General features: G+C 72.6%; 22 protein-coding genes. 17 read left to right on the plus strand and 5 right to left on the minus strand.

All coding sequences use genetic code 11. The features are described from left to right. Both CXR44_RS08540 and CXR44_RS08545 read left to right on the plus strand, forming a co-directional pair. Positions 1-719 (plus strand): leucine-rich repeat domain-containing protein (locus tag CXR44_RS08540; protein ID WP_245898979.1); only part of this gene is annotated, 719 nt, incomplete at its 5' end. A 42-nt stretch (positions 720-761) separates the two neighbouring features. Then, a complete protein-coding gene (locus tag CXR44_RS08545) occupies positions 762-1235 on the plus strand; it encodes a hypothetical protein (protein WP_101784377.1) in 474 nt (157 codons plus the stop codon). A 263-nt stretch (positions 1236-1498) separates the two neighbouring features. Here the strand turns inward: CXR44_RS08545 and CXR44_RS08550 are convergent, their stop codons facing one another. The 3 genes from CXR44_RS08550 to CXR44_RS08560 all read right to left on the minus strand — a co-directional run bounded on the left by CXR44_RS08550 (position 1499) and on the right by CXR44_RS08560 (position 4505). Continuing rightward, positions 1499-1915, minus strand: coding sequence for an SSI family serine proteinase inhibitor (locus tag CXR44_RS08550; protein ID WP_101784379.1), 417 nt, complete (start codon positions 1913-1915; stop codon positions 1499-1501). A 306-nt stretch (positions 1916-2221) separates the two neighbouring features. Next, positions 2222-3151: a cytochrome d ubiquinol oxidase subunit II gene (gene cydB / locus CXR44_RS08555; protein ID WP_101784381.1), complete on the minus strand. Its 930-nt coding sequence runs from the start codon at positions 3149-3151 to the stop codon at positions 2222-2224. A gap of 10 nt (positions 3152-3161) precedes the next feature. After that, positions 3162-4505 (minus strand): cytochrome ubiquinol oxidase subunit I, encoded by a 1344-nt coding sequence (locus CXR44_RS08560; RefSeq protein ID WP_101784383.1) that lies wholly within the window; start codon positions 4503-4505, stop codon positions 3162-3164. Between the two features lie 277 nt (positions 4506-4782). Between CXR44_RS08560 and CXR44_RS08565 the strand changes: the two genes are divergently transcribed. From CXR44_RS08565 to CXR44_RS08575, 3 genes are all read left to right on the plus strand, one after another. Beyond that, positions 4783-5604: an SRPBCC family protein gene (locus tag CXR44_RS08565; RefSeq protein WP_101784385.1), complete on the plus strand. Its 822-nt coding sequence runs from the start codon at positions 4783-4785 to the stop codon at positions 5602-5604. Between the two features lie 189 nt (positions 5605-5793). Beyond that, on the plus strand, positions 5794-6690 hold the full coding sequence (locus tag CXR44_RS08570; protein WP_101784387.1) for a hypothetical protein: 897 nt from the start codon (positions 5794-5796) through the stop codon (positions 6688-6690). Between the two features lie 88 nt (positions 6691-6778). Continuing rightward, positions 6779-7936, plus strand: a complete 1158-nt coding sequence (locus CXR44_RS08575) for a hypothetical protein (protein WP_101784389.1) — start codon at positions 6779-6781, stop codon at positions 7934-7936. A gap of 14 nt (positions 7937-7950) precedes the next feature. Here the strand turns inward: CXR44_RS08575 and CXR44_RS08580 are convergent, their stop codons facing one another. Next, the gene (locus tag CXR44_RS08580; protein ID WP_245898981.1) at positions 7951-8592 is read right to left on the minus strand and encodes a thymidine kinase; all 642 of its coding nucleotides are present in this window, start codon (positions 8590-8592) and stop codon (positions 7951-7953) included. Positions 8593-8667: 75 nt separating this feature from the next. Between CXR44_RS08580 and CXR44_RS08585 the strand changes: the two genes are divergently transcribed. From CXR44_RS08585 to CXR44_RS08615, 7 genes are all read left to right on the plus strand, one after another. Then, positions 8668-9042: a hypothetical protein gene (locus tag CXR44_RS08585; protein WP_101784393.1), complete on the plus strand. Its 375-nt coding sequence runs from the start codon at positions 8668-8670 to the stop codon at positions 9040-9042. Positions 9043-9048: 6 nt separating this feature from the next. After that, on the plus strand, positions 9049-11094 hold the full coding sequence (locus CXR44_RS08590; protein WP_101784395.1) for a hydantoinase/oxoprolinase family protein: 2046 nt from the start codon (positions 9049-9051) through the stop codon (positions 11092-11094). Continuing rightward, complete coding sequence (locus tag CXR44_RS08595; protein WP_101784397.1) at positions 11069-12895, plus strand: hydantoinase B/oxoprolinase family protein; 1827 nt, start codon at positions 11069-11071, stop codon at positions 12893-12895. Before CXR44_RS08590 ends, CXR44_RS08595 begins: the two co-directional genes overlap by 26 nt. A gap of 46 nt (positions 12896-12941) precedes the next feature. Continuing rightward, on the plus strand, positions 12942-13511 hold the full coding sequence (locus tag CXR44_RS08600; protein WP_101784399.1) for a hypothetical protein: 570 nt from the start codon (positions 12942-12944) through the stop codon (positions 13509-13511). A gap of 243 nt (positions 13512-13754) precedes the next feature. Beyond that, positions 13755-14654 (plus strand): Gfo/Idh/MocA family protein, encoded by a 900-nt coding sequence (locus CXR44_RS08605; protein ID WP_101784401.1) that lies wholly within the window; start codon positions 13755-13757, stop codon positions 14652-14654. A gap of 234 nt (positions 14655-14888) precedes the next feature. Beyond that, entirely contained in the window at positions 14889-15905 is a 1017-nt protein-coding gene (locus CXR44_RS08610) for an NAD-dependent epimerase/dehydratase family protein (protein WP_101784403.1), read from the plus strand. Between the two features lie 34 nt (positions 15906-15939). Further along, a complete protein-coding gene (locus CXR44_RS08615; RefSeq protein ID WP_101784405.1) occupies positions 15940-16995 on the plus strand; it encodes a dihydrodipicolinate synthase family protein in 1056 nt (351 codons plus the stop codon). A 34-nt stretch (positions 16996-17029) separates the two neighbouring features. Here the strand turns inward: CXR44_RS08615 and CXR44_RS08620 are convergent, their stop codons facing one another. Beyond that, positions 17030-18235 carry a helix-turn-helix domain-containing protein gene (locus tag CXR44_RS08620; protein WP_101784407.1) on the minus strand — a complete coding sequence of 402 codons (1206 nt, stop codon included), beginning with the start codon at positions 18233-18235 and terminating at the stop codon, positions 17030-17032. Positions 18236-18297: 62 nt separating this feature from the next. Here CXR44_RS08620 and CXR44_RS08625 point away from each other — a divergent pair, with 62 nt between their 5' ends. The 5 genes from CXR44_RS08625 (at position 18298) to CXR44_RS08645 (ending at position 23727) form a co-directional block, all read left to right on the plus strand. After that, positions 18298-19542 (plus strand): DegT/DnrJ/EryC1/StrS family aminotransferase, encoded by a 1245-nt coding sequence (locus tag CXR44_RS08625; RefSeq protein WP_245898982.1) that lies wholly within the window; start codon positions 18298-18300, stop codon positions 19540-19542. 85 nt (positions 19543-19627) lie between these two features. Next, the gene (locus CXR44_RS08630; RefSeq protein ID WP_101784408.1) at positions 19628-20869 is read left to right on the plus strand and encodes an ABC transporter substrate-binding protein; all 1242 of its coding nucleotides are present in this window, start codon (positions 19628-19630) and stop codon (positions 20867-20869) included. 58 nt (positions 20870-20927) lie between these two features. Then, complete coding sequence (locus tag CXR44_RS08635) at positions 20928-21794, plus strand: carbohydrate ABC transporter permease (protein WP_101784410.1); 867 nt, start codon at positions 20928-20930, stop codon at positions 21792-21794. Continuing rightward, positions 21791-22651: a carbohydrate ABC transporter permease gene (locus CXR44_RS08640; protein ID WP_101784411.1), complete on the plus strand. Its 861-nt coding sequence runs from the start codon at positions 21791-21793 to the stop codon at positions 22649-22651. Before CXR44_RS08635 ends, CXR44_RS08640 begins: the two co-directional genes overlap by 4 nt. A 29-nt stretch (positions 22652-22680) precedes the next feature. Next, complete coding sequence (locus tag CXR44_RS08645) at positions 22681-23727, plus strand: dihydrodipicolinate synthase family protein (protein WP_101784413.1); 1047 nt, start codon at positions 22681-22683, stop codon at positions 23725-23727. Positions 23728-23753 lie beyond the last annotated feature (26 nt).

Genomic DNA, 23753 nt, shown 5'->3' on the forward strand with positions numbered 1-23753 from the left:
CCGGGCTGCGGCACCTGTCGCTCGGCGGCAACCGGCTGACGGACGTGCCCGACACGCTCTGGGAGCTGACCGGCCTGGAGTCGCTCAACCTGGCGGAGAACCGGTTCACCGAGGTGCCCCCGGCCGTCGGCCGGCTGACGGCGCTGCGGATGCTCGACCTCGCCCACAACCGGCTCACCGTCATCCCGCCCGAGCTGGGCGACCTCGGTCTCACCGACTACCTCTACCTGGGCGACAACGCCTTCACCGAGGTGCCGGAGGCCCTCGCGAAGCTGGACCGGCTGTCCTACCTGGGCCTCGACGCCAACCGGCTGACCCGCCTGCCCGCGTCCCTCGGCGCGATGGCGGCGCTGACGGAGCTGCGGCTGTCCGGCAACCGGCTGGCGGAGCTGCCCCGCTCCCTCGGTGGCCTGGCCCGGCTGCGCGAGCTGCACCTGCGCGGCAACCGGCTGACCGCCCTGCCGCCGGAGCTGACCCGGCTCGGGGAGCTGCGTCATCTCGACCTGCGCGACAACCTCCTCGCCGAGCTGCCCGCGGGCATGGCCGGACTGACCCGGCTCGCCCACCTGGACCTGCGCAACAACCGGCTGCGCGAGCTGCCCGCGGACCTGGCCGACCTGCCCGCTCTGGCCAAGCTGGACCTGCGGTGGAACAAGCTCGACGGCGATCCCGAGCCGCTGCGGCGGTTGCGGGAGCGCGGCTGCGCCGTCCTGATGTGAATCGGGGTGAACCGGCCCGGTGAGGGCTGCGTATCTCGGCACATGACGACATTCGCACGTCTGGCCGCTTCTGCGCTCCTGGTCGGATTCGTGGCCGCCTGTTCGCCGGGCGGCGGAGGGATCGGATCCGGCGGCGCGCCCGCCGCGCCCGTCGCGGGCGGAGCGGACCAGCCGATCCCGGACCCCACCGAGCTGCAGGTGTTCAGTGTCGAGGAGCTCTCCGCCAAGGTGGGGTGCAAGCCCCGCATCCAGGTCGACGCCGAGGACATCCGGACGGGGTACTGCAAGACCGAGCACGGCGAGTTCTTCGTCAACACCTTCCTGTCGGAGAAGGACAAGGACGTCTGGATGGACCGGGCGCCTGAGTACAACCCCCACCTGGTGGGCCACCGGTGGACCGTGCTGTCCAGCCTGGAGGTCCTGCGGGCGCTCAAGGGCCCGCTCAACGGCGACCTGCACCTGAACGACCACCGGACCAAGTCGCCGCAGCCGGCCCGGCCCGCCGGCGGCTACTGACCGGTGAAGGGGGCCGACCGGCCGCCGACGGGCTGCCGGCGGCCGGTCAAGGGGAGAGGCGTGCGTGACCGGCGCGCACGGTCGGCGCACGTGTCCTCACCCGGCCGGATATCTCGAATATGTCGATGAGGCCGAGCGGGAAGCAGGCCCGGCATCACTGGAGTAAACGTTGTCACGGCCTTTTCGCGATATCCCGGAAGACGATCGTCCGGTCGTCGGATATTCGCGGCCGAGGCCGCCCCGGGTTAACGGGCGGTTACGCCTCAGAAAGCGAAAAGTATGCCGCCGGTGGCGCGTACCGCCTCGCACCGGTTGGGGAATGTCCGGGCGTATTCGCGGCGCTGGCCGCGCCATATCCCGACGGCGCTGACGCGGACCGGAGCGTATTCGCGCGTGCACGGGCCCGGGTCCTCGGGGATGCGCTCGGCTCTGCCCTGAACGCGGCGCAACTGGTCGCAGGCCGCCGCCGCGGCGGCGTGCGCGCCGCCGTCGGGGCCGCAGAGCAGCGTGGACGCCGCCAGCGGCTCCGCGGTGGTGCCGTCATCGGGGGTGACGGTCAGCACGTAGACGCCGACGGGGTCGTATGAGGGGACGGACATCGCCGTGGCCGGAGCCGCGCCCAGCAGGAGCGTCAGGCCGGCCGCGGCGGCGGCCACGGGAATGGTTCGCCGGAACAGCATATGGGTTGCCTCCTTGGTCTCTGTCGCGATGGCGACAGCGGGGTGGTGGGGCGGTTGTTTCTGTGACCCGCCCCATTGTGCGGAGGAGAATACGCAGGGATTCGTTCGCCGGTGGGCCGTAAATCCTTGCGCCCCGTGATGCTAGAACGAGAAAAACTCCGGGGCAACCCGCGTTTCCCGTGGCGGTGTGACCGTAAAGCGGACCCTTTTCCGGGGCGCCGATCGTTTCGGCAGGGCAGGCGCCGGGCGCCTGACCTCGTGTCCTGACGACCTTTACTCCGGTGCGTGACCTACATCACAGCCTGGTCAGTGGACCAGTGAGACGCGCTTCCTGAACACCCAGTACGTCCATCCCTGGTAGAGGAGGACGAACGGCAGCGCGATCAGCCCGATCCAGGTGAGCATGGTCATCGTGTAGGGGCCGGAGGCCGCCTCGGCGAGGGTGAGGCCGTCCAGGGGCGCCACCCGCAGCTCGGCGAAGACCGAGGCCGAGGTCAGCGCGATGGCCGTCGCCGTGGCGGCGAACGCCCACCCCTCACGCCGCCGCCAGATCAGGGCCACCGCCGCCGCCAGCGCCGCCATGGCGGCCAGCGCGGGGATCGACCGCGCGTCGAGCGCCGTGCCGGTCGCCGTGCCGGTCGCGCCGCCGCCGAAGGCGAGGCCGGACAGCGCGACCGCGGCGAGCGGCAGCGTCACCGCGCCGGAGGCGAGCGCCGCCACCCGGGCGCGCCGCCGTACCGGGCCGTCGGTGCGCAGTGCCAGGAACACCGCGCCGTGCAGCACGCACAGCGCCAGCGTGAACAGCCCGCCCACGACGGCCGCGAGCGCCGAGCCGAGCACCAGGTTGGCGAAGACCGCGCCCCAGAGGAAGGCCGGCAGCGCGCTGCCCACCACGATGCCGAGGTCGCACCAGACCGGGTTGGTCACCTTGCCGCGCCACTCCAGGCCGACGCCCCGCATGATGAGGCCCACCAGCACGAGCACCACGGGCACGTAGAAGGCGCTGAACACGCCCGCGTACCAGGCGGGGAACGCGGCGAACATCGCGCCGACCGCGGTGATCAGCCACACCTCGTTGCCGTCCCAGACCGGCCCGATCGTCTGCAGGCTCTGCCGCTGCTCGTCACCGTCCCGGCTGACGAACGGGGCCAGCAGCCCGACGCCGAAGTCGAAGCCCTCCAGCACGAAGTAGCCGGTCCACAGGAAGGCGATGATGCCGAACCACAGGTCGATCACTGTCCACACCTCAATACATCAGCGACGGTTCGAGCTTCTCGGCGGCGGGCGCCGGCTCGGACTCCTCGGGACCCTTGCGCACGTGCCTGGTGAGGAGCACGGCCTCGGCGACCGCCAGCCCGCCGTACAGGAGCGTGAAGATCGTCAGCGAGACGGCGACCTCGGTCAGGCTCACGCCGGGGGAGACGCTCGCGGCGGTGAGCAGCTCGCCCGTGACCGTCCACGGCTGGCGGCCGATCTCGCTGAGCAGCCAGCCGGCGGTCACCGCGAGCAGCGGCAGGGGCAGCGCCAGCACGAACAGCCTGGCCAGCCAGGGCGGCAGGTCGCGGCGGCGGCGCGTCAGCCACAGCCCGAGCACCGACAGCCCCACCGTGGCCAGCCCGAAGCCGATCATCACGCGGTAGGACCAGAAGACCACGACCGGGTCGGGCCGGTAGTCGCCGGGACCGAACCGCTCCTCGTAACGGCGCTGGAGGTCTTCGGTGCCCTGGACGGTGGCGTCGAAGTCGCCGGCGGACAGGAAGCTGAGGAGCTTGGGGATCTCGACGCCGGGGACGACCGTGAACCCCGCGCCCGCCGTGTCGCGCTCCAGCCCCTCGGCGGCGGCCAGCTTCATCGGCTGCTGCTCGTGGGCGAGCTTGCCGGAGACGTCGCCGCTGCCCGCGACGACCACCCCCGCGAGAGCCGTCATCACCAGCGCCGCGCGCGCCGCGCCGCGCCACATGTCCGCCTTGGTGCGCAGCAGCCAGTAGCCGCTCACCGCCAGCACGAACCCGCCCGCCACGATGAACGCCGCCCCGATCACGTGCGGCACCTGGGCCAGGGCCGTGGAGTTGGTCAGCACCGCCCACAGGTCCGTCATCCGGGCCCTGCCGTCCACGACCTCGTAGCCCACCGGGTGCTTCATCCAGGCGTTGGCGGCGAGGATGAAGTACGCCGACAGGTTGGAGCCGATCGCGGCGGCCCAGATGCACGCCAGGTGCACGCGCTTCGGCAGCCGGTCCCACCCGAAGATCCACAGTCCGAGGAACGTGGACTCCATGAAGAAGGCCAGCAGCGCCTCCAGCGCCAGCGGCGCGCCGAACACGTCGCCCACGAAGGTGGAGTACTCGCTCCAGTTCATCCCGAACTGGAACTCCTGCACGATGCCCGTCACCACGCCCATGGCGAAGTTGATCAGAAACAGCTTGCCGAAGAACTTGGTCAGCCGGAGGTAGTGCTCCTTGCCGGTGCGGTGCCACGCCGTCTGCAGTCCTGCCACGAAGACGCCGAGACCGATCGTCAGCGGCACGAACAGAAAGTGGTAGACGGTGGTCACGCCGAACTGCCACCGCGCTAGGTCGAGTGCGTCCATTTCCCCCTCGCCGGCTCGGATGCTCTACAAGGCGTAGAGCATCTATCTCCAGTAGTACTACAGCTCGTAGAGCATCGTCGCGGTGACTGTGGAGATCTTCGTCACAGCGGCTCTCCCCGTGCCCGTCGAGGATGTCGTACGAGGTCAGCGCGGCGCGTCAGCCGGTGGGCTGATATCGGCCTACCTCCGGCGACGGACTCCGGCGCTCGCACCACCGGCACGCCGTCTGTCAGGTGTTGCCCTTATCCGGGGGGCCGCTCCTCCCTAGAGTGGCCGTGTGAACGTCGCAGGGAGCGCCGTGATCGGCGCCGACAGAGATCGGGTGTGGGCCGCGCTGCAGGACCCGGCGGTGCTGGTGCGCACCATCCCGGGCTGCGAGCGCCTGGAGGAGAGCGGGCCCGACACCTACCGGATGACCGTCAACGCGGGGGTGGCCTCCGTCAAGGGCGTCTACCAGGGCGAGGTGGCGCTGGCCGAGCCGCAGCCACCCGAGCGCTTCGTGCTGCGCGCGCGCGGCCAGGGCGCGCCCGGGACGGTGGACGCCACGGTCCGGATCCGGCTCAGCGAGGTGGACGGGGGCACCCGGGTCGACTACGACGCCGACGCGGTGGTCGGCGGCCCCATCGGCGGTGTGGGCCAGCGGATGCTCGGTTCGGTGGCCAGGCGGACGGCGGGAGAGTTCTTCTCGGCCGTCGAGCACCACCTCCGCACGCCCGCCGACACACCCGCCGACCGCGCGCCCGCCGACCGCGCGCCCGCCGACCGCGCGCCCGCCGACCGCGCGCCGGGCGAGGGCGCGCCGGGCGAGGGCGCGCCGGGCGAGGGCGCGCCGGGCGAGGGCGCGCCGGGCGACCGCGCGCCGGGGGAGCGGGCCGGCGTCCCGGCCGCGCCCGGCGCCGCGGCGTCGCTCGCCCCGGCCACGGCGGCGCCGGGCTCGCCGGGCGCCGCCGTCTACGAGCGCCCCGCCGCGCCGCGCGCGCAGCGGACGCACGCCGAGACGCGGCCGTGGGTGATGCTCGCCTCCTTCGGCATGGGCGCCGGTGTGGCCCTCGCCGGGGCCGCGATCGGCTGGCTGTTCGGCCGCGCCGGCCGCCGTTGAACGCGCGGCGGGCCGTCCTCGTGCTGCGCTCCTACGAGGACCTCCCCGTCACCCGGCCCGCCCCTCCACGGGGACGGGAAGCGCCCAGGTCAACGCGCCCGGTCCAACGCGTTCCGTCCAGCGCGGCCCGGCCACGGAGCCGGACGGGCCGCTCTCGCGGAAAAGGATCTCCCGGCGTAGCGTGGCTGTATGCGGCAGGCACACGCTGAAGACGCGAGGACCGAGGCCAGGCGGATCGTCTCCGCCCTGCTGGGCGAGGAACGGCCCACCGCCGGGGCGTTGCTGGCGGACGCGCGCCCCGTGCTGGGCGAGGAGCGGACCGGACGTTGTCTCGATCTGGCGCTGGGCGCGGCGCTGACCAGACGCTCGGCCGAGCTGTCGGCCCTCGCCGCGCTCGTCGTCGGCACCCGCGACCTCGGGCCCGAATGGTGGAGGCGCGTGAGGGGCGGCAAGCTGCCCGCGCCCGACGAGGTGCTGGCCACGGCGGTGGCGATCGAGCCGTGGACCGACCTCACCGCGCTGGAGATGCTGGCGGCGTGGATCGCCGACGACGCCGCCGACGCGCTGTGGGGCGCCCCGGTGGCGGAGGTGGACCTCAACTCGTGGCAGGCCGAGGACCGATTCGCCCTGCCGCCGGGCGTCAGGGCGGGGCAGCGGCTGGTCGTGCACTTCGACGCCGGTGGCCGCCTCGACGCGGTCGTCACCTGGCGGGCCGACGACGAGCTGGGCTCCAACCTCGACTTCAACTCGCTGCGCTACTCCCGGCCGGCCGAGGCCCAGTGGAGCTGGGGGGTGGCCGCCGGGCTCGGCCCGCACCCGCTGCCCGGCGAGGACCCCGACCCCTACGCCCGTGAGGTGGATCCCCGCGCGGCCGGCATCCTGCGCGACTGGGCGTTGCGCCACGGCGCGACGGAGGAGCAGCTCGGCGAGTCGTGGCGACGCGTGGGCGACGTGGTGTCGGCGATCGAGCGGGTCGACTGGATGTGGCGCAGCGGCGAGTGGTTCGGCTGGTGGCGTGGGGCGTCGGCGCTGGTGGACGACTCGGGCTACCTGCCCTACCGGCTGGAGGAGCTGGCCGCCGGATAGCGCCCGCACCAGCCGTCGGGCGCGGTTCCCGAACCGGTAGCGTGTGATCACATGTGGAAGACGGTCGGCCGCGCGACGGGGTGATCATATGGCAGATGGTGACGGATACGCCTTCGGCAACGGCGGCTTCGCGAAGGCGGAGATGAGCCTCGACTCGGTCGCGCGAGAACTGGGCGCGCACTACTACGCGGGGTACAGGGTGGAGCTCGGCATGTTCGCCCTGGGCGCGGCGTGCGAGTGGCCCGCCCGGCACGAGTACATGAGCACCTGGGAAGACCTCAAACAGGAGTTCCGCCACGGTGACCAGGAGGCCCAGACCCTGGCCGGCCTGCTGAGGAAGACCGAGGACGGCTACCACACGGCTGAGAGCGCGAACGCCCGTACGGTGCTCGCCGCCGTGGCCGAATCCCGCGAGTCGAAGCCCGCCGAGGCACCCCCCTACATCGACGACTTCTCCGACGGTCTGGAGAGGCCGCCCTTCCCGTGGTCGCCTGTCGTCGGGGCGGGCGTCACGGCGGGCGGCTTGGCCACCCGGTTCGTCGTGGGGTACGAGAAGGAGGAGGCGCTGCTCCGGGCGGCCAAGAGCCGGGCCGCCGCATGGCAGAACTACGGGTCCGGTCCGCTCCGGGAGCAGAGGCTGTCGAAGATCGCCGAGCGGAGCCAGGCCACGCTGCGCAACCTGACGTACGCGAAGGCGTTCTCCTATACGGCGGCAGCCGCCGGACTCGCCTGGATCTCCATGGTCGTCCCCTCGGACGAGGACCTCGACCAAGCGATCGCCGCCTGGGACAGCATCGCCTACTACTGCGGACAGGTCTTCGGGCACGACACCCGGGCCGTCCGCGAGGCCATCGCCGCGTCCTGGGACGGTCTCGCCAAGGACTCCGCCGACCTGCGGCTGGTCGAGTTCATCGCCGCGGGCAACCACCTGACCGAGCGAACGCGCCGCCTGTCCGCCGCGCTGTCCGGCACGGTCCGAGACCTCGACCGCATCCACCTCATCGCGCTGGCGTTCTCAGGCGTCAGCCTGGCCGCCATCGCGGCCGCCGGAATCGCGGCCCGGTTCAACCCGGCGCTGCGCCCCGTCAGCGAGTTCCTCGGCACCCGGCTGTCCTCCGTGATCCTGTCGTGCGCGCAGCTCGCGCCGGCGGTGGCCGTGGGAGCGCTCGCCTGGTACCGGCTCGCCGACGCAAGCCGGCCGACCACCGTCGGCGGTCGCGAGATCACCGGGTTCAGGCGTCCCTGAGCCGTGCGCAGCCGTCAGGCGGGAAGCGTGCCCTCGCCGAGCAGGCCGGCGCGGTGGTGGCGGCGGCACAGCACCTGGTAGCGCACGGGCGAGTCGTCGGTGTCGCCGATCACCACCTGCTCGCCGGTGCGCACCAGCTCACCGCCGACGATCCGCCCGTTCAGCAGCCCCGGCCGCCCGCACCAGCACAGCACCTCCACCTGCAGCCGGCACACCTCGTCGGCCAGCTCGAACAGCCGCTGCGCCGCCGGGAACATCACGGACCTGAAGTCGGAGGCCAGCCCGAAGGCGTAGACGTCGATCCCGTGCTCGTCCACCAGGTCGGCGAGCTGCTCGATCTGCTCGACGGAGTAGAAGCACGCCTCGTCGCAGATCACGTAGTCGAGCCCGGCGTGCCCGGTGACCAGCTCCACCAGGTCGAGCGAGTCGACGACCTCGACCGCCTCCAGCCCGAGCCCGATCCTGCTGGTGACGCGGGCGCCGCCCGACCGGTCGTGCTTGGTCAGCACCAGCCCGCGCCGGCCCTGGCGGCTGTGGTTGTAGTTCATCTGCAGGGCGAGGGTCGACTTCCCGCAGTCCATCGGGCCGAAGTAGAACTTCAGCACGGCGTCGCGGGAGCCGCGCGGCACGGGAGACAGAGCAGACACCACAGTCACGGGGGGCCAGCTTAGTGGCTTGGCGCAATCCATGACCTCATGGGAGATTTGCTCCCCTGAACATCAGGAGGCAGCGTGGTCACAGAAAATCCGCAGGGGCCGCTCGACGAGCTGATGAAGCCCGACGACGTCACCGCGGCGCAGGCGGACGCCGCCAGGTGGCGTTACGGGTTCTTCGTCGTGCTGGCGGGCATCGTGGCGATCCTCGTCGCGTTCGGCGCGGCGGTCTTCGCCACGGGCCAGTTCGCCGCGCTGTTCGCCGGGGTGGCGGGCGTGATCGGCACGATCATGGGAGCCTACTTCGGGGTGCAGGCCGGCCAGTCGGGTAAGGCCAGGGTGGAGGCCGAGCTGGCCAGGTCGCAGGAGATGGTGGTGCGGCTGGCCGCGTACGTGGGCACGTCCAACGCGCCTCGCGTCATCGAAGAAGTGCTGGGCCGGCGCCGGAGCTGAGGAGCCATGCGTAGCGTCCGAATCGGAGTCGACACCGGGGGGACGTTCACCGACGTCGTGGCGGTGGACGAGCAGACCGGTGAGATCGTCACCACGAAGACCCCCTCCACGCCCGCGAACCCGGCCGACGGGTTCGCCGCGGGCGTCGCCAAACTGGGGCGGCTGGACGTGAGCGCCGTCGTGCACGGCACCACGGTGGCGACCAACCAGCTCCTCGAGGACCGCATCTCCGGCCTCGGGTTCATCACGACCGAGGGGTTCGAGTTCGTCCTGGAGATCGCCCGGCAGAGCGTCCCCGACGGCTACGGCAACTCCTACTTCTGGGTCAAGCCGCCCCGCATCGTCCCCGTCCACCTGGTGCGGACCGTCGGCGGCCGGCTCGACCACCTCGGCAACGAGGTGTGGCCGTTCGCCGAGGAGCAGGCCGTCGAGGTGGCCCGCTGGTACCGGGCCCGGGGGATCACCACGATCGGCGTGTGCTTCCTGCACTCCTACGCCAACCCCGGCCACGAGCGCCGCATGCGCGACGTGCTGGCCCGCGAGCACCCGGAGGCCGTGGTCTCCCTCTCCAGCGACGTGCTGCGCGAGTACCGCGAGTACGAGCGGTCGGTCACCACGCTCGTGGACGCCGCGGTCAAACCGGCCATGCGCCGCTACCTCGCCGACGTCTCCGCCCGGCTCGGCATGCCGTTCTCGGTCATGAAGTCCAACGGCGGCATCCTGTCGGCCCGCGAGGTAGCCCACCAGCCGATCACCACCGTCCTGTCCGGGCCGGCCGCCGGCGCGCTCGGCGCGGCGCTCATCGCCTCCACGGCCGGACACCCCTCGGTGATCACGCTCGACGGGGGCGGCACCTCCACCGACGTCGCCGTGGTGGTCGACGGCGAGCCGTCCATCACCACCGAGGGCTCCGTCGGCCGCTACCCGTGCAAGATCCCGATGATCGACATCGTGACCGTCGGCGCGGGCGGCGGGTCCGTCGCGTGGATCTCACCCGAGGGCACGCTCAAGGTCGGCCCGAGGTCGGCGGGCGCCGACCCCGGCCCGCTCTGCTACCGCCGCGGCGGCACCGAGGTCACCGTCACCGACGCGCACGTCTACCTCGGCCGCATCCCGCCCCACCTGCTCGGCGGGGAGATCCCGCTCGACTACGACGCCGCCCGCATGGGCATCCAGGCGCTGGCCGACAAACTCGGCCTCACCCCCGAGCGGACCGCGGCGGGCATCCTGGAGATCAGCGCGTTCAACCAGAGCAACGCGATCCGCCGGCTCACCGTCAAGCGCGGGCTCGACGTGCGCGACTTCCCGCTGGTGACGTTCGGCGGGTCCGGGCCGCTGCTCGCCTGCCGGCTCATCGACATCCTCGGCCTGCCCGCCGTCATCGTGCCGCCCGAGCCGGGCAACGTCTCCGCGTTCGGGCTGCTCACCGTGGACGTCAAGAACGACTACGTGCGCACGTACGTCACCCGCGAGCTGTCGCTGCAGGCGGCGGCCCGGATCTTCGGTGAGCTGGAGGGGCAGGCGGCCGAGGAACTGGCACGCGAGGGGTTCGCCGAGCCGGTCTTCGCGCGCAGCGCCGACCTGCGCTACTACGGCCAGGCCTACGAGGTGCGCGTCCCGGCCCCGGCGGGCCCGCTCGACGAGGAGTGGCGGGCCGAGGTGCTCGCCCGCTTCCACGACGCGCACGAGAAGCTGTACGGCTACGGCTACCGCGACGACCCGCGGCAGACGGTCGAATGGGTCAACCTGCGCGTCTCCGGCATCGGGCCGATCACCCGGCCGGCCGTCCGCCGCAACCCGTACCAGCGGCCGGACCAGCAGCCCGGCGAGGGGGCCGCGGAGGAGCCGGCGACCAGGCGGGTCGTGTTCGAGGAGGCGGGCGAGGCGCCCATCCACCAGCGGGCCGCGCTCGGTCACGGCGCCGTGGTCGAAGGGCCCGCCGTGATCGAGGAGTACGGCTCGACCATCCCCATCCACCCCGGCTTCACCGCGACGGTGGACGAGTACGGCAACGTGGAGGTGCGCCGTGGACCGGCCGAAGCGCACGGCTGACCCGATCCTCGTCGAGATCGTCGAGGGCACGCTCGCCTCCGTCGAGAAGGAGGTCGAGACGGCGATCGCCCGCACGGCGCGCTCCCCGATGATCCGCGACGCGCACGACTTCCGCGCGGGCATCCACGACGCGCGGCTGCGCAAGCTCACCGGCCGCTCCTACAGCGCGCTGGTCCAGCCGATCGTCCGCGACTTCCCGATCGAGACGATGCGGCCGGGCGACGTCTACTTCCACAACGACGTCTACCTGTCCGAGGGCGGCATCGGCCACCTGCCCGACCTGTGCGTCACCGTGCCGGTCTTCCACGGGGACGAGGTGGTGGCGTTCGTGCAGGCGTTCGGCCACCATGACGACATCGGCGGGGCCGTGCCCGGTTCGATGCCCTCGCACGCGCGCAGCGTCTACGAGGAGGGCCTGATGGTCCCGCCGATCAAACTGTGGGACCAGGGCGTGCCGAACGACGCCGCGCTGCGCATCATGACCCGCAACTCCCGCATGCCCGACTCGCTCGCCGGCGACCTCGACGCCGAGTGCTCGGCCTGCCTGATGGGGGCGCGCCGCCTCGGCGAGCTGTTCGACAGGTACGGCAAGGACGCCGTCGTCGCCTGCTTCGACGCGATCGTCGACCGGACGACCGAGACGTTCCGCCGCGAACTGCTGTCCAAGATCCCCGAGGGCACGTACGTGTGGGAGGACTACGCCGAGCACGACGGCGTGGACGAGCCGCGCCTGCACACCCAGCGCATCACGCTGACGGTGGACCACGCGGCCGACGCGCCGCTCACGATCGACTTCACCGGCACCTCCCCCCAGGCGAAGGGGCCCATCAACCACGCGGGCGACTACGCCGACGGGGTGTTCCTGAAGAAGTGGCTCGCCCCCGTGCTGCGCAACCTCGCCGACTCCCCGGAACGCATGGCGGAGCTGGACGTCAACGAGGGCGTCGTCCCGCTGATCAGGATGGTGTTCCCGGAGAAGGGCACCCTGCTCACCCCCGTCTTCCCGGCGCCCACGAACGCCCGCACCTTCGTCATCCTGCGCCTGCTCGGCGTGCTGGCCGGCGTCCTGGCCAAGGCCACCGGCGGCCGCATGCCCGCCGACCAGGAGACCATCCGCTACACCGGCGTGTACGGCGCCGACGGCGACGGCCTGCCGTACCTGATGCGCGAGGTGCTGGGCGGCGGCTCCGGCGGGCGCTGGTACGCCGACGGCGAGGACACCATCCACGTGGTGCCCGACTCGCGCAACATTCCCGTCGAGTTCGCCGAGGCCCGCTGGCCGCTGCGGGTCGAACGGCTCGGGCTGGCCTGCGACTCCGGCGGGCCGGGCATGTTCCGGGGCGGGCTGGGCTACGACAAGCACATCCGCATGCTGCGCGACGCCTCGTACATGTCGATCGCCGACCGTTCCATCCTGTCGTGCTGGGGCGTCAACGGCGGCCTGGCCGGCCGTCCCTTCCGCGTGGAGATCGCCGGCAAGGAGATGGAGGGCCTGGTCGACGACCACCCGGTGCAGGCGGGTGAGCTGATCCGCATCCGCACCACGGGCGGGGGCGGCTGGGGCTCCCCGTACGACCGTGACCCGCGCGCGGTGGCGGCCGACGTCCGCGACGGCAAGGTCTCGATCGCCGGCGCCCTCGGCGACTACGGGGTGGTGCTCGACGGGGACCGCATCGACGAACGGGGCACCGCCGAGCTGCGCGCCCGCCTCCGTCCCGTCACGGACCGCTTCTTCGACCGCGGCCCCGGCTACCCGAAACTGTCGGGCGGCCGGACCCACGCGGAAGTGGACGAACTGTAAGGAGGCAATCGCACAGGGTGATGGAACGGGGATAGTATGACGCCTCGTGATCCCCCCGCTCTCCGCGTACGTCGACGAGTCCATGCGGGTGTCCCGCGGGTTCTATGTCATGGCCGCAGTACTTGTCCCGCCCGCCGACGCGGAGCGGCACCGGGCGGCGCTCCGGCGGTTGCTCCTGCGCCGTCAGAGACGCCTGCACTGGCGCGACGAGAACGGCAAGCGGCGCGTCCAGATCGTCGAGGCGGTGGCCGCCCTACGACCGTCCGTGGTCGTCGTGGACGGCACGGGGCTGGACGCCAGAAGACAGGAGCGGGCGCGCCGCAAGTGCGTTGAGCACCTGCTCTGGGAGCTGGGACGGCGGCCGGTGGTCGAGGTCTTCTTCGAGTCCCGGGGGCCGAGCATGGACGGGGCGGACAAGCGGCTGATCGACGTTCTGCGGACCAGGAACGCCATCGCTCCTCGGCTGCGTGCTCTGTGGGTCGCGGCGGTCGAGGAGCCGCTGACCTGGCTGCCGGACATCGCGGCTGGGGTGGCGGCGCTGGCGGTCGACGGCGAGCCGGAGCTCTGGGAGGCGCTGGGAGTGGACGAGGCCCCGGCGGTGGTGGAGATCGGCTGAGCCTGGACAGCGCAAAGCCCGGGCTCCTGTCGTCCGGCAGTCCACCCGGGCTCACTTCCACTCCCATCTGCGATGGGCGGCACTCTCAGCGTACCCGGGCGCGCACACCCTGTCACGTCGAATCAGGATCACCACGAATGCCGGGGTCGTCGCCTGTCGGGACGCCTCGGATGGGGGCGGGGTGCGGGGGCGGGGGTGGCTGCCATGATGGGGCGACGATCTGCCGCCGATCCGGAGGAACCCGTGCGCATCGCTCTCGCCGGTCTCGCCACCAGCCATCCGTACACCGACGCACGCACCCTGGCCCGGCACGCGGAGCTGGTGGTGTGGGAGCCGGACCCCGAGCGGTTGCGGCGCTTCACTGGCGAGCACCCCGCGGCCGTGGTCGTCCCGTCCCTGGCCGAGGCGCTGGCGACCGGACCTGACGGGGTGGTGCTCACCGTGCCCAACCCCGAGGTGCCCGAGGCGCTGGCCGCGGTCCTGGAGACGGGGGCGGCCTGCTTCGTCAACAAGCCCGCCGCCGCGTCCCGTGACCAGCTCGACCGGCTCGACCGGCTGCCGATCCACGACCGGGTGATGTCGGGGTCGGTGCTGCGCTTCGCCCCGGCGTTCGCGGGGACGGCGGCGGACCCGGCGGAGGTGCTGGCCGTACGGGCCACCGTGCGGCACGACGTGGGGATGTGGGCCGGCGGCTACAACGCCTGGCAGGACACGCCGGGCGAGGGCGGGGGCACGCTGGTGACCATGGGCGTCCACGGCGTCGAGCTCCTGGTGGCGCTGCTGGGCCCGGACGTGCGGCTGGTCGGCGCGGCCGGCGCGCGGCGGCACTACACGTCCCTGCGCTCCGAGGACACCGGGGTCATGGCGCTGCGGTGGGCGAGCGGCGTCACCGGCACGGTCGAGATCATCGGGGTGTCGGAGGCGGAGTCCTACAGCGTCACCCTGCACCGGCGCGACTCCTCCGAGACCGTCGTCATCGAGGGCGGTGACGACCCGATCAAGGGGCTCGGGTACGAGGGGACGATCGCGGCGTTCCTCGACATGGTCGGCGGCGCGCCGAGCCCGGTGCCGTGGGCGCAGACCCGGGCCATCCTCGACGTCCTGGTCTCGGCCCGCGAGGCCGCCCTCCCGCCTGCGCCCTGACGCCTGTGGGGTGACGCCCGGTCGTGTGTCGGCCGTCCCACGGCGTCTGGCCTCTCCCTCTGCCCCCTGATGTCTGATCTGACGTCTGGCGGGTGACGCCTGCGTGACCGGGCGCCGAGTGCGGCGTCCGGTCGCCGCCGCGGTCCGAGGCCGTCTCCCGAGGTGGTGCCCGTTGACAGGCCTGCCATCGCCCAGTTACGGTCTGGACCGTAAATAGCGTACGGAGGAGACCGCGTGCGGACGACAGCGGAACTCGAGGAGCGGCTGGCGCGACCCGGCGCCGGGCTCGTCGACGATCTCGGCAGGCTCGACGGCGACATCATGATCATCGGTGCCGGCGGCAAGCTGGGGCCGAGCCTGGTGCGCCTGGCGCTCAACGCCACGGCGCGCGGCGGGCACGACCGGCGGGTGATCGCCGTGTCCCGGTTCACCGAGGACGGGCTCGCCGCCACGCTGCGGGAGGAAGGCGCCACCGTGGTGAGCGCCGACGTCGCCGACGAGCGGGCGCTGGCCGGCCTGCCCGACGCGCCCAACGTGGTGTTCCTCGTCGGCGCGAAGTTCGGCACGGCCGGGCGCGAGCACGCCACCTGGTTCACCAACGCCTACCTGCCGGGCCGCATCGCCGACCGGTTCCGCGACAGCAGGATCGCCGCCCTGTCCACCGGGAACGTCTACCCGCTCGTCCCCGTCACCGGCGGCGGCAGCACCGAGGACTCCGCCACCGGCCCCGTCGGCGACTACGCGATGAGCTGCCTCGGCCGGGAGCGGGTCCTGTCGCACTTCGCCGAGACCTACGGCACCCGCCTGGCGCTGATCCGGCTCAACTACGCGGTCGAGCTGAGGTACGGCGTGCTCGTGGACCTCGCCCAGAAGATCCTCGCCGGGGAGCCCGTCGACCTGACGACCGGCCAGGTGAACGTCGTCTGGCAGGGCTACGCCAACGAGGTGACGCTCCGCTCCCTGCTGCTCGCCGACGTCCCGCCGTACGTGCTGAACGTCACCGGGCCCGAGCTGATCTCCGTGCGGCAGGCGGCGCTGGCGCTGGGCGAGGCCCTCGGCAAGGAACCGGTGTTCGCCGGCGAGGAGGCGCCCACGGCGCTGCTGTCGAACGCCGCCCGCTGTCACCGGCTGTTCGGCTACCCGCAGATCACGCCGGCCGAGCTGATCGAGCACACCGCCCGCTGGGTCGCCGAGGGCGGGCCACTGCTCGGCAAGCCCACCAAGTTCGAGCGCCGCGACGGCCGTTTCTGACCACAGGCACCATCCGCAACGAAGGGGGACCCACGTGCTCAGCACGGCTCCAGAGGCGCAGACGTCCGTGCGCCACCTGTTCCGGCGCGGCCTCGTCATCCCGGCGCACCCGCTGGCGCTGACCGAGGACCGCAAGCTGGACGAGCGCCGCCAACGGGCGCTGACCCGCTACTACGTCGAGGCGGGCGCGGGCGGGCTGGCGGTGGGCGTGCACACCACCCAGTTCGCCATCCACGGCACCGGCCTGCTGGCTCCGGTGCTGGAGCTGGCCGCCCGCACGGCGGGCGAGGCGGGCCGCGAGGTGGTCCTGGTCGCCGGGGCCACCGGCCCGACCGCGCAGGCCGTGGCGGAGGCCGAGCTGGCCAGGTCGCTCGGCTACCACATGGTGCTGCTCAGCCCGTACCGCGAGCTGGACGAGGACGGCCTGATCGACAGGGCCAGGGCGGTCGGCGAGGTGCTGCCGGTGATCGGCTTCTACCTGCAGCCGGCGGTCGGCGGCCGCCCCCTGTCGCGCGACTTCTGGACCCGCCTGGCCGCCGTCGAGTCGGTGGTCGGCGTCAAGGTCGCGCCGTTCGACCGCTACCGCACCCTCGACGTCCTGCACGGCGTGGTGCGGGCCGGGCGGGCCGGCGACGTCGCGCTCTACACCGGCAACGACGACCACATCCTCGCCGACCTCATCACCACGCACCGCGTGGTGGTGGACGGGCGTGAGGTGGACATCGAGTTCGTCGGCGGCCTGCTCGGCCAGTGGGCCGTCTGGGTGCGGCGGGCCGTGGAGCTGCTGGAGGAGGCCAAGCTCGCCCGGGCCGGCGACGACTCGGCGGTACGGCGGCTGCTCACCCTGGACGGGCACATGACCGACGCCAACGCCGCCATCTTCGACACCGCCAACGGCTTCCACGGCTGCATCCCGGGCATCCACGAGGTGCTGCGCCGACAGGGCCTGCTGGCCGGCCGCTGGTGCCTGGACCCGGCCGAGGAGCTCTCGCCCGGGCAGCTCGCGGAGATCGACCGGATCTGGGCCGCCTATCCGTGGCTGCGCGACGACGACTTCGTCGCCGACGGCCTGGACCGCTGGCTGTCCTGACATGCCGTCGCGGACGCCCGGCCGGCCCGGCGGGTCACAGGGTGAGGCGGTAGAGGGTGAGTGGCCGTCCGCTGGAGCCGCTGGTGAGGTTGCCGGTGCGTTCGGCCAGCCCCGCCAGCTCCAGCCGGTGCAGCATGCGGCGGGCGGTGCGCTGCTGCACCGCGAGGCGGTCGGCGATCTCCCGGGTGGTCAGCGGCGTGTCGCCGGCGGCCGCCCGGGCCTCCAGGAGCTTCTCCAGCGTGGGCACCGACAGGCCCACCCGGCGGGCGATCACCGACAGGTTGTGCTCGGCGGCGGGGGCGGCGGGCGCCGACTCCAGCACGATGTCCGTGTCGGCCCGCAGCGACAGCACGGCGGCCACCTCGCCGATGCGGCGGGCCCTGGCCAGCGCGCGGCGGGCCAGGCTCTCCGCCTCCGCGGCGCTGCGCCCGAGGCCGAAGCCGATGCGGACCACCTCGTTCTGCCCGGCCAGCCGCGCCAGCATGGGCAGGCAGGTGAAGCCGCCGGTCGCGTCGTGCAGCGGGCCCCGGGTGGTCACCAGCAGGTGCGTGCCGCCGCGGAAGGCCGCGATGGTGCCGCCCAGCGCGGTGGCCTCGCGCAGCAGGCCCTCCTCGTTGGCCGCCTCGATCAGTCCGAGCGCGATCTGCGCGTCCTCCTGGGCCTGGCCCTCGGCCGTCAGCAGGAGCTGGCGCAGCGCCACCCGGACCGAATGGACGGAGGGGACCAGCCGCAGCACCTGCATCTTGTCCCGCAACGCCTCGTGGACGCTGCTGAGGCAGGTGATCACCGGGTGTCCTGGGTCGCGCCGGTGGAAGGCGACGGCCTTCTCGGAGGTCATCTCCGGCCGGTAGGGCAGCGTGCGCAGCGAGCCGGTCGGCAGGCCCGCCTCGGCGAACGTCGCGGTCACGTCGGCGGCCGACAGCGTGTCGATGGACAGCCGGGTGACGTCCCGGCCCTGGTGCTGGAGCCGGACGAGGGCGCTGAGCAGCGTCGCGCCGGTGTAGTCGACGAACGCGGCGGGCCGGGTCAGCACGTCGGCGTCCCGTGCCAGCATGTAGGGGACGATGCCGGTGAACAGCCAGCCCTCGACGGACGGGGCGTGCGCCTCGACGATCGCGGGCGCCTGCGACTCGTGGTCGTAGTCCAGCCGCAGCGCGGTCACGCCGGGCTGGTCCTCGCACGTGGCCGCGACGTCGTCGACCAGATCGTGCGGGCCGACGACCCCGATGACGATTCCCACCCGCGTCCCCCTCTCAGCTCATTTCGGTCAAGACCGCAATCATACTCTTGTGAGGTGTCCCGGTGAAGTTCCCGTCCATGGCAGAGGCGGCGGGCCGCACCCTCGGCGACGAGGAGGTCGCCGCGGCCGAGCGGGTCATCCGTTCGGGCATGCTCAACTCCGTCTGGGGCACCGAGGCCAGGCTGCTGGAGGCCGAGATCGCACGGATGTACGGCGTGCGCCACGCGATCTCGTGCAGCTCGGGCACCGCGGCTCTCCACCTGTCGGTCGTGGCGGCCGCGCCGGACCCCGGAGACGAGATCATCACGACCCCGATCACGGACTTCGGGACTGTGGCCCCCATCTTGGCGCAGAACGCCGTCCCTGTCTTCGCCGACGTGGACCCCGCCGACGGCAATCTCGACCCCGCCGCCGTCGCGTCGCTGATCGGGCCGCGCACCCGGGCGATCATGGCGGTGCACCTGTTCGGCGCGCCGGCCCGGATCGACGAGCTGCGCGCGCTCGCGGACGCGCACGGGCTGGCGCTGATCGAGGACTGCGCGCAGGCCTGGCTCACCGAACTGCCCGGCCCGCCCGCCCCGGACGGCCCGCCCGCCCCGGACGGCCTGCCCGCCGCCGACAGCTCGCCCGCCGCCGACGGCCTGCCCGCCGCCGACGGCGCGCCCCGGCTGGCGGGGACCGTGGGCGACGTCGGCTGCCTCAGCCTCCAGCAGTGGAAGCACATCACCTGCGGTGACGGCGGAGCCGTGCTCACCGACGACGACGAGCGGGCCAGGAGGATGCGGCTGTTCGCGGACAAGGGCTGGGACCGGGTGGCCGGGCGCTCGCACGCCTCCTTCGGTCTCAACTACCGCATGACCGAGCTGCAGGCGGCCGTCGCCCGGGCCCAGCTCGCCAAGCTGCCCGGCGTGGTCGGCGCCCGGCGGCGCACCGCGGCGCTGCTGCTGGACGCGCTGAAGGACGTCCCGGGAGTGCGGCTGCCACGGCCGGACGGCCACGCCTGGTGGCTGTTCCCCCTCGTGCTGCCCGGCGGGGGCGCGCCGGAGCTGGCCGCCGACCTGGCGGCGGCCGGGATTCCGGCCCGGGCCGGGTACCTCGCCGAGCCGCTGAACCGCGCGCCCGTCTGGGCCGCCCCCGTCTACGGCAGCTCCCGTTACCCCCTGGAGGGCTACCGTCCGGCCGCCTGTCCCGAGGCGGAGCGGCTGGTGGCCGAGACGCTGCTGATCATCGACTGGAACGAGCGCTACACCACCGAGCACGTCGAGGCCGTGGCCCGGGAGATCGCCCGGTCGTTGCCCCGCCCGTAGTCACGTTCAGATCTCAGGCGTTGACCTGGCCGAGCGCCCTCACTAGATTTCGGTCAGGACCGGTATTAGTCGAAAGGAAGCCGCCATGAGGAAGATAGCGGCAGTCGGCATCGCCGCCGCCCTGGGCGTCGCGGTGGCCGGGTGCGGATCCAGCGGCTCGGACAAGAGCACCGTCACCCTCTGGATGTACCCCGTAATCGGCGACCAGGCCAAGAGCCAGGCGTTCTGGGGCAAGGTCGAGAAGGACTTCGAGGCGAAGAACCCCACGATCGACATCACCATCGACCAGCAGCCCTGGGAGGGCCGCCAGGAGAAGGTGACCACGGCCCTGATCTCCAAGAAGGGCTTCGACCTCGTCGTGCTGGGCCCCGACCAGATCCCCCAGTACGCCCAGCAGGGCACCGTCGAGCCGGTCGACGACGTGGTCGCCCCCGCCAAGGCCGCCTACCTGCCCAGCTCGCTGAGCGCCCTCACCGTGGACGGCAAGCTCTACGGCGTGCCGATCTACCAGACGATCACCGCGCCGATCTACAACAAGAAGCTGTTCGCCGACGCGGGCCTGGACAAGGCGCCCGAGACGCTGGCCGAGCTGAAGGAGGCCGCGCCCAAGCTGGCCGCCAAGAAGATCGCGGTGCTCGACTACCCGGGCAAGCCCGAGGTCAGCCTCAACCAGAGCTTCTACCCGCTGCTGTGGGCCAACGGCGGCACCGTCTTCGCCCCCGACGGCAAGCGCGTCGCCTTCAACGGTCCCGAGGGCGTCGCGAGCCTGCAACTGCTGCTCGACCTGAAGGCGGCCGGCGGCCTGCCGGAGAACACCGCGAGCAAGGGCAACGACATCGAGGGCGGCGCCCTGGCGGCCGGCAGGACGGCGATGTACCACGCCGCCACCGCGGGGCAGGCGGTCCAGCTCGGCACCGCCATCGGCGCCGAGAACGTCGGCGTCGGCCTCCCGCTGGAGGGTACGAAGCGGGTCGCGTTCGGCATCCCCGGCGGGCTGGTGCTCGCCAAGCACTCCCCGAACAAGGACGCGGCCAAGAAGTTCGCCGCCCACCTCGCCTCCCCCGAGGTCACCGGGGCGCTCGCCAAGGAGTCGGGCTTCTTCCCCGCGCGCACCGACGTGACGGTGCCCGACCAGACGGCCGAGGCCAAGGAGTTCGCCAAGTCGCTGCAGTACGCCTTCCCCGGCGACACGCACCCCAAGGCCCGCCAGGTCATGAGCGTCCTCGCCCCGCACATCCAGGCGGCCCTGCTCGGCAAGGAGGACGCCAAGACGGCCCTCGACGCCGCCGCCAAGGAGGCCGACACGCTGCTGAGCAGCGGCGGCTGACCGGCTGAAGAAGACCCCGCGCGCGGAACCCAGCGCGTGCGACACAGAAGGGGACACCGTGCGTCATCGCTTGCGTGACCCGGTCACCGGGCTGCTGTTCGTGCTGCCCGTGCTCGTGCTCTTCCTGATCTTCAGGATCTTCCCCACGCTCGGCGCGGCGGGCATGAGCCTCACCGACTGGAACATCGGAGGGGAATGGAGCTTCGTCGGCGCCGACAACTACGCCCGGCTGCTCGACGACACGAACTTCTGGACCAGCCTGCGGGTCACGCTCGTGTACGCGGCGGTCTACGTGCCGCTCACCCTGCTGGTGGCGCTCGGCACGGCGCTGCTGCTCAACCAGGTGGTGTTCCTGCGCGGGCTGTTCCGCGGCATGCTCTTCCTGCCGTACGTGACCAGCTTCGTGCTGGCGGGCATCATCTGGCGCTGGATCTACGAGTTCGACGGGCTGATCAACGGCCTGCTGGCCAAGGCCGACCTCGGCCCGGTGGCGTTCCTGGAGCAGTCGGCGCTCGTGCTGCCCGCGCTGGCGGTGGTGTCGGTGTGGAAGGGGTTCGGCTACTCGATGCTGATCCTGCTGGCCGGGCTGAAGTCGATCCCCGGCTCCTACCTGGAGGCGGCCACGGTCGACGGGGCGAGCCCCTGGCAGCGGTTCCGGCGGATCACCCTGCCGTTGCTCAAGCCGACCCTGTTCTTCGTGCTGGTGATCGAGACGATCAGCGCCTTCCAGACGTTCGACACCATCTACGTGATGACCGGCGGCGGCCCGGCGCGGGCCACGTACACGCTCATCTACGGCATCTACGAGCACGGCTTCCGATCGTTCGACTTCGGCTACGCGGCCACCTGGGGAATGGTGCTGTTCGCCATCGTGCTCGTCGTGTCGCTGGTGCAGCGCCGCTTTCTCGACCGGGGGAACACATGACGCTGACCGCATCGAGGCCCCTGTCGCGCGCCGCCGGCGCCGCGCGCGCGGGCCGTCCGCCGGTCAGGTGGCCGCTCGCCGCGCTGCTGGCCGTGCTGTCGCTGCTGACCGTCAGCCCGTTCGTGGCGATGGTGGTCGTCGCGCTGTCGCCGGCGGGCCGGCCGACCGTGCCGGGGCGGTGGCCGGAGTCGCTCACCCTGGACAACCTCACGCGGGTGCTGTCCTCCACCGGGTTCGTCTCGTGGACGGTCAACTCGCTGGTCTACTCCGTGGTGTCCGTGGTCGTCATCCTGCTCACCGCCTCCATGGCCGGGTACGCGTTCGCCAAGAAGCGCTTCCCGGGCCGGGACGCGATGTTCTGGACGTTCCTGGCGACCATGATGGTGCCGTTCCAGGCGACGCTCATCCCGACGTTCGTCCTGGTGAACGAGCTGGGCGGGGTGGACACGTTCTGGGGGCTGATCGTGCCGACGCTGGCCAACTCCCAGGCCGTCTTCCTGATGCGCCAGTTCATCCTGGGCCTGCCGGACGAGCTGTTCGACGCCGCCAAGGTGGACGGCGCCTCCGAGCTGCGGGTCTACTGGACGATCGTGGTGCCGCTGACCCGGCCGGTCCTCGCCACGCTCGGCGTGTTCGTGTTCCTGTGGCACTGGAACGACTTCCTGTGGCCGCTGATCGTGGGGCAGAGCGACACGACGCGCACGCTCACCGTGGGGCTGACCACGCTGCGCACGGAGGAGATGCAGCTGTCGACGCTGATGGCGTCGGCGACCATCTCGGTCGTGCCGTGCCTGGTGGTGTTCTTCCTGCTCCAGCGCTACCTGGTTAACAGCATCGCGATGACCGGCCTCAAGTAGCGGGGCCCGGGCTCGCCTAAGCTCTCTGGATGCACATCTCGGCACAGACCCTCCGGGACCGCCTGCGCGGCTCCCTGATCGCCGCCGCGGCCACCCCCATGACGGCGGACGGCGACGTGGATCTCGATCTCGTGACCCGTTACCTGGCCGGTCTGGTAGCCGACGGGGCGGGCGCCCTGGCGGTGCTGGCCCACACGGGCCGGGGCCCGTTCCTGCCGCCGGAGGTACGGGCGGGCGTGATCGAGCGGGCGGTGGCGCTCGGCGTCCCCGTGCTCGTCGGAGTCGGCGGCCACCCCACCACCCCGCACCCCGACCAGGCGGCCACGGAGACGGCCCTGGACGGGGCAGCCCTGGACGGGGCAGCCCTGGACGGGGCGGTCACGGATGGGGCGGTCACAGGTGAGGCGGCCCTGGAGCGGGCGGTGGAGCGGACGGTGGCCGAGGCGCGGGTGGCGGCCGGGCTGGGCGCGGCGGGTGTCCTCGTGTTCCCCGGGGCGGGCGACCGGGTGGCGCTGCACGACGCCGTGTGGCGGGCGTGCGGGCTGCCGATGATCGCCTTCGACCTCTACACCCGGCCGTGCCCGCCGGACGTGCTCGCCGCGCTCCTCGCCCACCCGGGCGTGGCCGGGCTCAAGACGGCCCTGCTCTCCGACGCGATGGGCTGCCAGCGCGCCATCGCGCTGGCCAGGCGGGCGGGCCGGCTGGCCATCACCGGCGAGGACCGCATGTTCGGCCCGTCCCTGCTGTGGGGGGCCGAGGCCGCGCTGGTGGGCATCGCCGCGGCCGGTGTGGAGATCACGGTCGCCGTGCTGGAGACCTTCCGGGGCCGCGACCTGCGGGCGTTCGAGGAGGCGTCCGCCCGCCTCGACCGGCTCGCCCAGGTCACCTTCACCGAGCCGATGGAGGGCTACGTCCAGCGCATGCTGTGGCTGGCGGCGGCCGAGGGCCGCATCCCCGGTCGGTACGCCCACGACCCGTACGGCCCGCCGCTGCACGAGGCAGAGCGGGCCGAGGTGGTCCGGCACCGGGGCCGCGTCCGCCCTGCCGGTCAGGGGGAGGCGGGCCTCGCCACGTAGGCGGCCGCCTCGCCGGGCAGGAGGAG

Origin of the sequence: Nonomuraea indica, assembly GCF_002850745.1 — a bacterium.
Lineage (GTDB): Bacteria > Actinomycetota > Actinomycetes > Streptosporangiales > Streptosporangiaceae > Nonomuraea > Nonomuraea indica.